The sequence below is a fragment of the Erwinia sp. INIA01 genome, assembly GCF_025947915.1.
In the GTDB taxonomy this organism is placed as follows: Bacteria; Pseudomonadota; Gammaproteobacteria; order Enterobacterales; family Enterobacteriaceae; genus Erwinia; species Erwinia coffeiphila.
The window spans coordinates 74227-87760 of record NZ_JAPDNC010000016.1; the positions used below are offsets into that span (position 1 = coordinate 74227).

12 protein-coding genes are annotated in these 13534 nt (G+C 55.3%); 6 read left to right on the forward strand and 6 right to left on the reverse strand.

All coding sequences use genetic code 11. The features are described 5' to 3' along the window. Positions 1 to 14: 14 nt before the first annotated feature. Positions 15 to 917 (reverse strand): DMT family transporter, encoded by a 903-nt coding sequence (locus OMR58_RS22925; RefSeq protein WP_264547055.1) that lies wholly within the window; start codon positions 915 to 917, stop codon positions 15 to 17. A 225-nt stretch (positions 918 to 1142) separates the two neighbouring features. Here OMR58_RS22925 and OMR58_RS22930 point away from each other — a divergent pair, with 225 nt between their 5' ends. After that, positions 1143 to 1865: a glutamine amidotransferase gene (locus OMR58_RS22930; RefSeq protein ID WP_264547056.1), complete on the forward strand. Its 723-nt coding sequence runs from the start codon at positions 1143 to 1145 to the stop codon at positions 1863 to 1865. A gap of 198 nt (positions 1866 to 2063) precedes the next feature. Continuing rightward, a complete protein-coding gene (gene exaC, locus OMR58_RS22935) occupies positions 2064 to 3584 on the forward strand; it encodes an acetaldehyde dehydrogenase ExaC (RefSeq protein ID WP_264547057.1) in 1521 nt (506 codons plus the stop codon). 191 nt (positions 3585 to 3775) lie between these two features. Here exaC and OMR58_RS22940 read toward each other — a convergent pair whose 3' ends face one another. Then, positions 3776 to 4342, reverse strand: a complete 567-nt coding sequence (locus tag OMR58_RS22940; protein WP_200559717.1) for an NADPH-dependent FMN reductase — start codon at positions 4340 to 4342, stop codon at positions 3776 to 3778. Between the two features lie 255 nt (positions 4343 to 4597). Between OMR58_RS22940 and hemB the strand changes: the two genes are divergently transcribed. Further along, positions 4598 to 5575 carry a porphobilinogen synthase gene (hemB, locus tag OMR58_RS22945; protein WP_264547050.1) on the forward strand — a complete coding sequence of 326 codons (978 nt, stop codon included), beginning with the start codon at positions 4598 to 4600 and terminating at the stop codon, positions 5573 to 5575. Between the two features lie 174 nt (positions 5576 to 5749). Here hemB and OMR58_RS22950 read toward each other — a convergent pair whose 3' ends face one another. Then, positions 5750 to 6052: an EthD family reductase gene (locus tag OMR58_RS22950; protein ID WP_105595069.1), complete on the reverse strand. Its 303-nt coding sequence runs from the start codon at positions 6050 to 6052 to the stop codon at positions 5750 to 5752. Positions 6053 to 6409: 357 nt separating this feature from the next. On the opposite strand from OMR58_RS22950, the gene otsB reads away from it, so the two are divergent. Both otsB and otsA read left to right on the forward strand, forming a co-directional pair. Beyond that, positions 6410 to 7213: a trehalose-phosphatase gene (otsB, locus tag OMR58_RS22955; RefSeq protein ID WP_264547051.1), complete on the forward strand. Its 804-nt coding sequence runs from the start codon at positions 6410 to 6412 to the stop codon at positions 7211 to 7213. Continuing rightward, positions 7210 to 8640, forward strand: a complete 1431-nt coding sequence (otsA, locus tag OMR58_RS22960) for an alpha,alpha-trehalose-phosphate synthase (protein ID WP_105595067.1) — start codon at positions 7210 to 7212, stop codon at positions 8638 to 8640. Before otsB ends, otsA begins: the two co-directional genes overlap by 4 nt. 94 nt (positions 8641 to 8734) lie before the next feature. On the opposite strand, the gene argS is transcribed toward otsA, so the two are convergent. Continuing rightward, a complete protein-coding gene (gene argS, locus OMR58_RS22965; RefSeq protein WP_264547052.1) occupies positions 8735 to 10465 on the reverse strand; it encodes an arginine--tRNA ligase in 1731 nt (576 codons plus the stop codon). A 278-nt stretch (positions 10466 to 10743) separates the two neighbouring features. Between argS and OMR58_RS22970 the strand changes: the two genes are divergently transcribed. Then, positions 10744 to 11307: a VOC family protein gene (locus OMR58_RS22970; protein WP_200544146.1), complete on the forward strand. Its 564-nt coding sequence runs from the start codon at positions 10744 to 10746 to the stop codon at positions 11305 to 11307. A 116-nt stretch (positions 11308 to 11423) separates the two neighbouring features. Here the strand turns inward: OMR58_RS22970 and OMR58_RS22975 are convergent, their stop codons facing one another. Then, positions 11424 to 12581 (reverse strand): MalY/PatB family protein, encoded by a 1158-nt coding sequence (locus OMR58_RS22975; RefSeq protein WP_200559711.1) that lies wholly within the window; start codon positions 12579 to 12581, stop codon positions 11424 to 11426. Positions 12582 to 12691: 110 nt separating this feature from the next. Continuing rightward, on the reverse strand, positions 12692 to 13345 hold the full coding sequence (locus OMR58_RS22980; RefSeq protein WP_264547053.1) for a site-specific integrase: 654 nt from the start codon (positions 13343 to 13345) through the stop codon (positions 12692 to 12694). Positions 13346 to 13534 lie beyond the last annotated feature (189 nt).

Consider the following 13534-nt stretch of genomic DNA (forward strand, 5'->3'; position numbering starts at 1 on the left):
CCCTCCAGAAATGTTTAATGCCGTTTACTGCGCCCCGCATAGCGGAACCGCGCCAGTTTTGCATGCATACGCAGATTGCGCAGGTTGATCACCGCTATTGCCGTTCCGAGGATGACCAGCAGCGATCCCGCGACTTTAAAGCCGTTCATACTGTCGCCGAGCACCAGGACGCCCATAATCACCGCCAGCACCGGTGTCAGCAGAGAGTAGGGCATGATCAGATTAACGTTGTAGTGCTTAAGCAGGCTGTACCACAGCGAGTAAGCGATAATCGAGGAGCCTATTGCGCTAAACAGAATGGCAAACCAGCCGCGCCATGAGGCGTTTACCAGCAGCGTTATTTGATCGGACTCGGTCAGCCATGAAGCACAGCCGACAATCGGGATGGCTAAAAATGACAGCCAGCCGGTCATCGTCAGTGGGCTGATTGGCGGTGATTTTTTCACGATCATATTGCTGATTGCCCAGCCGAAGGCGCTCAGCAGCATCAGAACCAGCACCCACCAGTTAGGGATAGTCGGGCTGCCGGACAGCACCACCACCCCGCTGAGCGAAATGGCAATCCCCAGTAGCTGTACCAGGCGCAGTTTCTCTTTCAGGATGACCATCGCTAACAGCATCGCGATCGGCGTACCCAGCTGGACGATCACTGCCGCCGTTCCGGCATCGGTATTGTTAAGACTGATAAACATCAGCGAGAAATGCATAAAACCAAAGGTGAAAGCAAGTACGGCAAGATAGCGCAGCTGGTGAAGATTTACGCGGGTAAACGGCACCAGAATCAACGCCACCACCACGAATCGCAGGGTAGTGAGCATCAAAGGAGGAAGATCTAACAGCCCCCATTTAATGGCGATATTGTTAAATGCCCAGATTGATACCACCAGAAGTATCAGAAAAAAATGCCGCAGCGCCACCGCACAATCCTTAAAATAACGTTTCACTCCTGATTATCATGGCATGAAATGCAACAAATGAAGCGCTAAAGTGCCACTTTTTTTCTGCATGCCATCGCGCTAAAAGCGCGAAAAACGCAGCGGCTTAAGCTGATGCTTTGTTTACAATTTGCCAGAAAAGTTATAAGACAGTTAGCAAGCAAAGTGTCAGGATAAGAGACTGGGAATTGTACTCAGCCAGGAGAGATAAGCGTGAAGCTACCGTTAGCCATTATCCAACTTGAAACGCCGCCGCTGCCGGTCAGTGAGCTGGTGGGCGATCAGCAACTGTGGTTTGTGCAGGCGCTTGGCCTGTCGGCCGGTGAGTATATTGTTGTACGCCCGGACCTCGGCGAGACGTTGCCCGACCCGGCAACTATTTCCGCCGCCATTCTCAGCGGCTCCTGGGCGATGGTGACCGATCATGCCGACTGGAGCGAGCGAACCGCCGCGTGGGTGCGCCATCTGGTGGCGGAAAAGCTGCCGCTGCTTGGTGTCTGCTACGGTCATCAACTGATGGCTTACGCGCTGGGGGGGAAAGTCGGTGATAACCCCAACGGCTGGGAGCGCGGATTACAGCAGCTGGAATCCAGCGCGACAAGGCATCAGGACCCGCTGCTGGCCTCGCTGCCGCAGCATTTTTCAGCCTGGCTATCCCATCGTCAGTCGGTGCTGGCACCGCCGTCGGGCGCGCAGGTACTTGCCCGCTCTGCCCTGGAACCCTGCCAGATTATCCGCTATTCCCCACAGGCGCTGTCGGTGCAGTTCCATCCTGAGTTTACCGCAGAAATCATGACGGCCTGCCTGCATAACAGTCTTGGCGATGAGCAGGCTAAAAAACTGATGCGCAACCAGCCGGAGCCGGAATGGCCACGCCAGCTGCTGCAGGATTTCTGGCAGCAGTTACAGCCTGCGGCAAAACGCGCCTAGTTTAGCGACGATTCATCGGGTGGCTCTTCGTGAGCCACCTCACATCCGATCCGTAAAATCCACATTTCCTTCTGGCTTCGTCACAGTTTGCGCTGGTGCGATCTGACATTCTCATCTTTATCAACAATGTTAATAATTAGTTATTTCATTGTTAAATTAATGCCGCCGAACGATGTGTATTTCAACAGGAGAACGATGATGCGCTACGCTTATCCGGGCAGTAAAGATTCCCTGATCGTGCTTAAACCGCAGTATGGCAACTTCATCAACGGTGAGTTTGTGCCACCGGTCAACGGCCAGTATTTTACCAATACCTCACCGGTCAACGGTTCGGACATCGGCCAGTTTCCGCGCTCCGATAAAGACGATGTGGAAAAAGCGCTGGATGCAGCCCACGCCGCTGCCGATGCCTGGGGTAAAACCTCGGTGCAGGCGCGTTCTCTGACCCTGCTGAAAATCGCTGATCGACTGGAAGAGAAGCTGGAATACCTTGCCGTGAATGAAACCTGGGATAACGGCAAGCCGGTGCGTGAAACGCTGGCCGCCGATATGCCGCTGGCGGTGGACCACTTCCGCTACTTTGCCGGCTGCCTGCGCGCGCAGGAGGGCACCGCCGCTGAAATTGATGAATTCACCGCCGCCTATCACTTCCACGAGCCGCTGGGCGTGGTGGCGCAGATTATTCCCTGGAACTTCCCGCTGCTGATGGCGGCCTGGAAGCTGGCCCCGGCGCTGGCGGCGGGCAACTGCGTGGTACTGAAACCGGCTGAACAGACGCCGCTTTCCATCACGCTGTATGTGGAGGTCATTGCCGACCTGCTGCCGAAAGGCGTGCTTAACGTGATCCACGGCTACGGCAAGGAGGCGGGGGAAGCGCTGGCCTCTAATCCGCGTATCGCCAAGGTGGCCTTTACCGGTTCAACCGCTACCGGCGGCCATATTCTGGAACTGGCGGCGAAAAACCTGATCCCGTCCACCGTTGAGCTGGGCGGCAAATCACCGAATATCTTCTTCGAAGACATCATGCAGGCCGAAGAGTCGTTTATTGAAAAAGCGGCGGAGGGCGTGGTGCTCGGCTTCCTGAACCAGGGCGAGGTGTGTACCTGTCCTTCCCGCGCACTGGTGCAGGAGTCTATCTATGAGCCGTTTATGGCAGCAGTGATGAAACGGGTGAAAACCATCCGGCGCGGCGACCCGATGGATACCGATACCATGGTTGGTGCGCAGGCGTCGCAGCAGCAGTTCGACAAAATTCTCTCCTATCTGGACATCGCGCAGAAAGAGGGTGCGGAAGTGCTGACCGGCGGCGGGGTGGAAAAACTGGAGGGCGATCTTAACAGCGGCTATTACATTCAGCCGACGCTGCTCAAGGGCAACAACAGTATGCGCGTCTTCCAGGAGGAGATCTTCGGGCCGGTGGTGGGCATTACCACCTTTAAGGATGAAGCCGAGGCGATTGCCATTGCCAATGACTCGATTTATGGCCTGGGGGCAGGTGTCTGGACCCGTGATATCAACCGTGCCTACCGCGTGGGGCGGGCAATCAAGGCCGGGCGCGTGTGGACCAACTGTTACCACCTCTATCCGGCACATGCGGCGTTTGGCGGCTATAAGAAATCCGGGATTGGCCGCGAAACCCACAAAATGATGCTCGATCACTATCAGCAGACCAAAAACCTGCTGGTCAGCTACAGCGTGCAGCCGCTCGGCTTCTTCTGATCGTCTGCGTTTTTAAAGCCGGGATTCTCCCGGCTTTTTTTGTGGCTTAAAAACGCCTGTCTGACCGACGGACCGCTGTGCTGGCTGCGAGATCGCCATAATAAAGCAATGCAGCCGCTATTGCGGTAGGGGCCAGCCCGTGCGCTAAGCCAGCGCCACGACGCTCCGCAGGAGCTGATGCCGGTGTGGGGTTAACCCGCGCGGCGAGCCAGCGCTGCCAGCGCGTCCAGCTGCGCCGTCAGATGATGGCGGGTGCTCTCATCGCTGACCGTGCCTTTTTCCGCGTCGATGCGGCTGCCCGCCTGGCCGATCATGATTTCCGGTTTATTAATCACGTTGGCGTTAAGGAACACCAGACTCTGGCGAAGATGATATTGCGCGCGCGCGCCGCCGATAGCACCAGGAGAGACGGTCTGAATCGCCAGTGGCTTACCCGAAAGCGGACTGTCCGGCAGGCGCGACAGCCAGTCGATGGCGTTTTTCAGCGCGCCGGGAACCGAGTAGTTATATTCCGGCGTAACAACAATCACCCCGTCAGCGGCGGCAATCGCAGCACCCATGGCCAGCACGGCTTCCGGGAAACCTTCCGCCTGAATATCGGCATCGTAGTGGGGGAAGTCGGCCACGGAGCCAAGCGGACTGATTTCCACGCCAGAAGGCGCCAGTTCAGGCAGGCTGTTAGCAACAATGGCGTTCAGCGAAGCTTTACGCAGGCTGCCAAGCAGGGTAACGAATTTAAGCGGACGTACGTCAGACATAGTTGATTCCCTTTGATGTTCAGAATGAAAGTCAAAACGGCAGGAGCCGAAGCAGAATACCAGCCTCTGTGAAGGGAAGGGGGAAAAAATGTGAATTTTCTGTAGCTAACAAAGCACTCTGTGCCGTTAAGGCGCAGGTAATTTCCACAAATATTGTCATCTGCCGCCCGGAGGTATAGTGTTAGCGCACTATTCACTTTTATCATCACCGCCGCGTGATTTTGCCGGTGACTGAGTCGTTAAACCGAGGTTGTTTTGTCTACGAATTCTCTCATCCAGCGTCCAAGACGCTTACGCCAGTCCGCTTCTCTTCGCTCCCTGTTCCAGGAATCCAGCCTGAGTCTGAACGATCTGGCGCTGCCAATCTTCGTTGAAGAAGAGCTGGATGACTATAAGCCGATCGCCGCCATGCCGGGCGTGATGCGCATCCCTGAAAAGCGCCTGGCCTATGAGATCGAACGAATTGCCAAAGCTGGTGTGCGGTCGGTGATGACCTTTGGTATTTCACATCATACCGACGCCACCGGCAGCGACACCTGGAACGAAAATGGCCTGGTGGCGCGCATGTCGCGCATCTGCAAAGACACGGTGCCGGAGATGATTGTGATGTCCGATACCTGCTTCTGCGAATACACCAGCCACGGCCACTGCGGCGTGCTGCACGATCACGGTGTGGATAACGATGCAACACTGATTAACCTCGGCAAGCAGGCGGTGGTTGCCGCCCAGGCCGGAGCCGACTTTATCGCACCTTCTGCGGCGATGGACGGCCAGGTTGCGGCGATCCGCGGTGCGCTGGATGCAGCCGGTTTCACCGACACGGCGATCATGTCTTACTCCACCAAGTTCGCGTCATCCTTCTATGGCCCGTTCCGTGAAGCGGCCGGGACCTCGCTGAAGGGCGATCGTAAAACTTATCAGATGAACCCGATGAACCGTCGCGAAGCCATTCGCGAGTCGCTGATCGATGAAGCGGAAGGTGCCGACGCGCTGATGGTGAAACCGGCGGGGGCCTATCTGGATATCCTGCGCGACGTGCGCGAGCACAGCCGTCTGCCGCTGGCCGCCTATCAGGTGAGCGGTGAGTACGCGATGATTAAGTTTGCCGCGCAGGCTGGCGCTATCAGTGAAACCGATGTGGTGCTGGAAAGCCTGGGCGCAATTAAGCGTGCCGGTGCGGATATTATTTTCAGCTACTTCGCGTTGGATCTGGCGGAAAGAAAACTGCTGTAACGGCTGTTATCACAGTCGTTGACGTGTCAGGCGGGCCTTTCTGGTCCGCCTGTTTATTTTACGGGCTGGAATGTGTCGCCTGATATATGTTCAACTTCCTGCTCCTGCTCCTGCTCCTGCTCCTGCTCCTGCTCCTGCTCCTGCTCCTGCTCCTGCTCCTGCCCGCAAACGCGGTTAGCCCTTAACCACTACGTCTGAGATAAATTTAACCGACGTCACGTTGGTAAAATTCGCCACGTCGGCGGTAAATTCTTCCGCGTGCGGGGCCATCACCTGCTGGAACGCCTCAAGGCTTGCGCAGTAAATGTGGCACGCGGCGATAAACGGCGCATCTTCACCTAAGGGTTTATCAATCTCATAAGAGAGGCAGGCGTCACCCATCCGCGTTTTGATCAGCGGCAGATGCACATCGCGGTAGTAGTCGTGGTCGAAGTGGGCATCGCTGCGGTTGGGGTAAAGCACGCTGAATTTAATCACCGGGAAATCCTCTGGTTTAGGTAATAAGTTATATCTGAATGGGGCAAGTATACCCGTTGCGGACGCGGACGGATTAGCGGGATGAGTCCTGCCGATCATGCTGCTGCGGCTTATGTCGTGAACCCTCTGATTTTTCACTAAACCTGGCAGCTCCTCGATCCCTGACTATACTGAATGCTGATGTTATGCGCATTGAGGGGCGTCGGGGATGAGGGTAGTACTCCATCGCACAGAGTCTGGTTTTGATCAGGGAGAGCAACATCGTAGTCGAGAATTACCCCCATTCAGCCCTTTTTTATCCTGCCCGGCGATCGCGATTTCACTGAGTTTTCCCCTTTTTGCGCGGAAAGTTTGCCTATGTCTAATCAGGAGGAATGTGTGAGCAAAACAGAATTCGTTCCCCCGCTGGAACCGGCACGTTATGCGTTTTTTTTCGATGTCGACGGTACGCTGGCGGCGATTAAGTCACGCCCCGAGGAAGTCAGTATTCCCCCTGCCGTGCGCGACAACCTGGCACGCCTTGCCGCTTACAGCGATGGGGCACTGGCGCTGGTTTCCGGGCGGCCCATGCGTGAGCTTGATGAGCTGGTGGAGCCTCTGTCGCTGGCGCTGGCGGGCGTACACGGTGCCGAACGGCGCGACGGGCAGGGAAACATTGACCGTATTGCCTTATCCCCTGAAACGGTGCGTACGCTGACCGCCGAACTGGAGCCGGCAATCGCCGCGCTGCCCGGCACCCAGTTGGAAAGCAAAGGCATGGCGTTTGCACTGCACTACCGGCGTGCACCGCAGCATCAGCAGGCGATTCAACAGCTGGCGGATGAGCTGGTTGCCCGCTTTCCCGAACTGGTGCAGCAGCCGGGAAAATGCGTGATTGAGCTGAAACCGGACGGCGTCAGCAAAGGCGCGGCGATTAAATACTTTATGAAACAGCCCCCGTTTTCAGGGCGCATCCCGGTTTTTGTCGGGGATGATTTAACCGATGAGGCCGGATTTAAGGTTGTTAACGCAATGGAGGGCGTTTCCGTGAAGGTGGGTGCTGGCACCAGCGAAGCACGCGGCTATTTGCCGGATGTTAACGCGGTCTGGCACTGGCTGGAACTCACCAGATTAAAATTAGATCAGGGCGCGCAGGCGTCGGTAAGGAGTGAAAGATTATGAGTCGTTTAGTGGTCGTATCGAATCGAATTGCTGTTCCCGATGGCAGTAAGGTCAGCGCCGGTGGATTAACGGTGGGTATTGTTGATGCACTGAAAACCACCGGCGGCGTGTGGTACGGATGGAACGGTAATATTAACGAGATCGGTGAAGATGATGACGAGCTGTCGATGCTGGAGCAGGACGGCATCACCTACGCCTCCTTTGGTCTGAATCAAAATGATTACGATCTCTACTATCTGCAATTTTCCAACGCGGTGCTGTGGCCTGCCTTTCACTATCGTCTGGATCTGGTTAATTTTCAGCGAGAAGCCTGGGAAGGCTACAGCCGGGTGAATAAGCTGCTGGCACAGCGCCTGCTGCCGCTGCTGAAGCCGGATGACGTACTGTGGATTCACGACTATCATCTGCTGCCGTTTGCCGCAGAACTCCGTGAACTGGGCGTGACTAACCGTATTGGCTTCTTCCTGCACATTCCCTTCCCGACACCGGAGATTTTCAACGCGCTGCCGCCCCATGCCGAACTGCTGGAGATGATGTGCGACTACGATCTGCTGGGCTTCCAGACTGAAAGCGACCGTATTGCATTTCTGGAGTGTGTCTCTCTGCTGACATCGCTACAAACCGAGGGGAAACAGCATCGTGCCTTCGGCAATCGCTTTGCTACCGAGGTGTATCCTATCGGGATAGAGCCGGACAGTATTAAAGAGATGGCTGAAGGCCCGCTGCCGCCGAAGATGGTGGCGATGAAGAGGGATCTGGGCGATGCACAGAACATCATTGCCTGCGAACGTCTGGATTATTCCAAAGGGCTGCCGGAGCGTTTCCTCGCCTATGAAGCGCTGCTGGAAAACTTCCCGCAGCACCGTGGGAAAATCCGTTACTCGCAGATAGCGCCCACTTCGCGCGGCGACGTGCAGGCCTATCAGGATATTCGCCACCAGCTGGAGACCGAGGCGGGGCGGATTAACGGTAAATATGGCACTCTCGGCTGGACGCCGCTTTACTATCTCAATCAGCATTTCGACCGTCGTTTACTGATGAAAATCTTCCGCCTGACCGATATCGGGCTGGTAACGCCACTGCGTGACGGCATGAATCTGGTGGCAAAAGAGTATGTTGCCGCACAGGACCCGGACGATCCCGGCGTGCTGGTGCTGTCGCGTTTTGCCGGTGCGGCCAACGAGCTGACGTCGGCGCTGATCGTTAACCCGTACGATCGTGATGAAGTGGCAGCGGCGCTGGATCGTGCGTTAACGATGTCGCGCACCGAACGCATTTCGCGCTACAACGACATGATGGCGGTACTGCGGCAAAATGACATTGCCCACTGGCGTAAAACCTATCTGCAGGATCTCCAGGCGTTGAAACCACGCAGCGAGCAGGAGAACGAAGAAAAGAAGGTAGTGAGCTTCACCCGTCTCGCCTGATCGATAAGCCATAAAAAACCCCAGCCGGACTCATACCCGGCTGGGGTTTTTACTGCAGGACGGCAGGTGTAACGAACCTGCCTCCGTACACGAATTACATACGTTCTACGGTTTCAATACCCAGCGTATCCAGACCCTGCTTCAGCGTTTTCGCCGTCAGCAGCGCCAGGCGCAGACGACTCTGCTTAGTGGCTTCATCTTCCGCGCTGAGGATTGGGCAGTGTTCGTAGAAGCCTGAGAACAGACCGGCCAGATCGTACAGATAGGCGCACATCACATGTGGCGTACCGTCGCGGGCAACCTGGGTAATGGTCTCTTCGAACTGTAGCAGGCGAACGGCCAGCGCGGCTTCGCGATCTTCAGCGATTAGCGTTGAGCCGCTGATGCCGTTTTCATCAATCCCTGCTTTGCGGAACACCGACAGCACGCGGGTGTAGGCATACTGCATGTACGGCGCAGTATTACCCTCGAACGCCAGCATGTTGTCCCAGTCGAAGATGTAGTCGGTGGTGCGGCTTTTCGACAGATCCGCGTATTTTACCGCGCCGATACCGACGATGTTCGCCAGCTTGTTCAGCTCATCGGCCGGCATGTCCGGGTTCTTTTCCGCAACCAGTTTAGTGGCGCGATCCACTGCTTCATCCAGCAGATCGGAAAGCTTGATGGTGCCGCCCGCACGGGTTTTAAACGGCTTGCCGTCTTTGCCCAGCATCATGCCGAACATATGGTGTTCCAGCGGTACGGAATTCGGCACGTAGCCCGCTTTGCGCACGATGGTCCAGGCCTGCATCAGGTGCTGATGCTGACGGGAGTCGATGTAGTACAGCACACGGTCGGCATGCAGGGTTTCATAACGGTATTTGGCACAGGCGATGTCGGTGGTGGTGTACAGATAACCGCCATCCTTTTTCTGGATGATCACGCCCATCGGTTCGCCTTCCTTGTTTTTATACTCATCAAGGAATACGACGGTGGCACCTTCACTCTCTACCGCCATGCCTTTGGCCTTCAGATCGGCCACAATGCCCGGCAGCATGTCGTTGTACAGGCTTTCACCCATCACATCTTTACGCGTCAGAGTCACGTTCATGCGGTCATAAATCAGCTGGTTCTGCGACATGGTGATGTCGACCAGTTTTTTCCACATGGTCCGGCAGTACTCGTCGCCGCCCTGCAGTTTTACCACGTAGCCACGTGCGCGCTCGGCAAAGACCGGGTCTTCGTCGTAGGTACGTTTCGCTTCGCGGTAGAAGGCTTCCAGATCGGCCAGCGCGATGTCATCGTGATGTTCGTTCTGCTGTTTTTCCAGGAAGGCGATCAGCATGCCGAACTGCGTACCCCAGTCACCCACGTGGTTAGCGCGGATCACATTGTGGCCGAGGAACTCCAGCGTACGCACCGCGGCATCACCGATGATGGTGGAACGCACGTGACCGACGTGCATCTCTTTCGCCACGTTTGGCGCGGAATAGTCGATAACGATGGTCTGCGGCTTAACGTCAGTCACACCCAGCTTCGGCGCGGCCAGCACGCTGTCCACCTGCTGTGCCAGCCAGGCGGGTTCGAGGAAAATATTGATAAAGCCCGGTCCGGCGATCTCAACCTTACGGGCAATGCCGTTCAGGTCCAGCTGTTCCAGAACCTTTTCTGCCAGTTGTCGCGGCGGCATGCCCAGTGATTTCGCCACGGCCATCATGCCGTTTGCCTGATAATCACCAAACTGCACTTTGGCTGACTGACGCACCTGAGGCTCGCAGTCCGCTGGAGCACCCACTGCGATCATCGCCTGACTGACTTTTTCTGAGAGAAGGGCCTGAATATTCACCGAGTTACCTTAATTATGCTGAAGATGCCCGCACGCAAAGGGTGCGCGCCGCGATCGTAACGCCGCCAGTGAGGTAAAATGCACCCGCCGCTTGCGTCGTTAAAAAAACAAGGGGGGAAGTATACTGCATTTAGCGCCTGTTTTTCCAGGAACCTTAACGCGATGACGGGGTGAGTTTTTGCTGTCTTTTCGGGTAACATACGCCGCAACGACAGAAAGCGCATTCCGCGCCAGATGCCTTTACGGCGTGGCCGGAGCCGTAACCAGGATTTTTTCAGATGACCGATATCACTACTCAGCCCGAACTGCAGGATTTAAGCGCGGATTTGGCGCGTTTCGTTAACGCTCTTAGCCATCTGGCTGATCGCCTTGGTCTGGATCTGACCGCACTGGAGGCCGATCACATTGCGGTCCGCTGCCATCAGAACACCACTGCCGAGCGTTGGAAGCAGGGACTTTTGCAGTGCGGCGCGCTGTTTTCCGAAAAAGAGATTGCCGGCAGACCGATTGCCCTGTTCGAACTGCATACGCCGCTGAGCGTAGGACCGTGGCAGATCGACGTTGTTGAACTGCCGTGGCCGGGGGCGAAACTGTATCGTCACGAAGGCTGGGAGCACGTTGAGATCGTGCTGCGCGGCGATGAGGCACAGCTGGGTTCACGTGCGCTGGCGCTGATGGCGGATGAAGGGCTCATCCAGCAGGGTATTTCAGTGAAAAGCAGCGCGCCGAAAGGGGAAGGTGAACGCCTGCCGAATCCGACGCTGGCAGTGACAGACGGCCAGGTAACCATCAAGTTCCATCCGTGGAGCCTGAAAGAGATCGTCGCCAGTGAAATCAGTTGAAACCGATCGGGTTAACAACCGGGTTAACCGACCGGGCACATGCTGTAATCAATCGCAGGCAGCATTACTTAACCTGAGGCGGTGACGTTTCCGGTTCATCAGCCCGCCTCTCTGTTTTACCAGTCCGCCTGGCTGTGCGAAGACACCGCCAGCGTGATGCGGCGCAGTGCCTCGTCAAGCAGCAGACGATGGCAGCCGAAATTGATGCGAACAAAACGATCGTCACCAAAATCACTTCCTGCTGAGAATCCCAGCCCGTGGCGTTCAAAGAACTGCTGCGGGTTGGCGATGTTCAGCTTTCCGGTATCGATCCAGCCGAGATAGCTGCCTTCCGGCGATACCATACTCAGCGACGGCAGAGTGTTAATGTGGTTGACCAGCGTATCGCGGTTACGCTTCAGATAAGCCAGCAGTTCGTCAAGCCACGGCTGTCCGTCGCGCCAGGCGGCGGTAGCAGCGACGTAGGCCAGCACGTCAACATCCGGCACCATGCCTTTACGCTCGCGGGAAAAACGCTCGCGCAGTTCGCGATTGGGAATTATCGCCACCGACGCACCCAACCCGGCGATATTAAATGTTTTTGACGGCGACATCAGGGTGATGGATCGCTGTGCGGCATCTTCACTCAGGCTGGCAAAGGGAATGTGTTTCACGCCGGGTTCCAGCAGCAGATCGCAGTGGATTTCATCTGAACAAACGATCAGATCGTGGCGCTGGGCGAAACGCAGCTGGGCTTCCAGTTCTTCACGGCGATAAACCGTACCGCCGGGGTTTTGAGGGTTGCAGAGCATTAGCAGTTTTTCGCTGCCGTCCAGCTGCGATTCATGCGCGTCCAGATCCAGCACCCAGCGCTGCGCCTGCAACCGCAGAGGAACATTCAGCTGCGCGCGATCGGCGAGTTTTGCCGCCTGGCGGAATGGGGGATAGATTGGCGTCGGGGCGAGGGTACTTTCCTGCGGTGAGGTAAAGGCCCGCACGCACAGATTAAGGCCGCAAACCACGCCGGGTAAAAATACCAGCCATTCAGGCTGGATCTGCCAGCCATAGCGTTGAGCCATACGCTCAACAACGACTTCGATCAGCGCTTCCGACGGAAAACCGTAACCGAACACGCCATGGGCAACACGCTGCTGAAGTGCTGCCGTAATGCAGTCTGCCGAACGAAAATCGGTATCGGCCACCCATAGCGGAAGGATATCCCGATCACCATATTTTCGCCATTTAAGACTATCGCTGTGACGGCGGTCTATCCGTTGGTCAAAATCGAATGCCATGCTAATGATTCCCGTTAAAATATAAATCAGTAATGCTTCACGCCAGACTAGAGATCTGATGAGCTGGAATTATTTCGTAATGCGTTAATGTTTTTTGTACATTAAATTCATTAGCTTACAAGTGATATTGCCTCATTAGAACTTCGTGAGATATCGTCCTGTGCCATAAATGTGACAGTGTTGCTGTATTTGCTTAAATGTTCGCCACTCAGGTGCGCGTACTTATTGACCATCTCAAGAGTCTCCCATCCACCCATTTCTTTTAGCACCATTAGTGGGGTACCGTTCTGGGCGTGCCAACTTGCCCAGGTATGCCTCAGATCATGGAATCTAAAATCAACGATACCGCTTAATGACAAGGATCTCTTAAAATCTGTACGGTTGAAATCGCCTTGCATCGTGCCATCCGAAGAAAACAAGAATTCCTTTTTACGAGATATCTTTCTGATCAATGCTACAGCCTCATCATTGAGGGGGAGTGGTCTCGCTCTTCCTGATTTAGCTCTATCTGCAGTTACAACAGCTACTCGCCTGCTCAGATCTACATTCTTCCATGTCAACGAAAGCATTTCTCTTAATCTGGCACCTGTAAGTAGAGCGAAAGAGCACAGTTGCTTCATCCATTCGTGTTCAAGATTATCGATAAGAGATCTGGCTTCGTTTTTGTATATCCACCTTACCCGGACCTTGGGCTCACGCAATGATCGAGAATAAGGAATTTTATCAATCCAGCCATTTCTATATGCTAGAGAGAATCCTCGCATTATCAGAGCCCGATAACGGTTTTTTGTAGCATTCGCCAGCCGTTTTCTGGAAAGCAAACCATGAGTTGGGAGGTTGTTAGTAATGTCTTCACTTGTAATCGATGATATTAACTGATCTTACCCAGCAATAGTGGACACGAGACTAAGTGAGTAAACTCTTAACCAGAGGTGACTCATATGACAAAACCA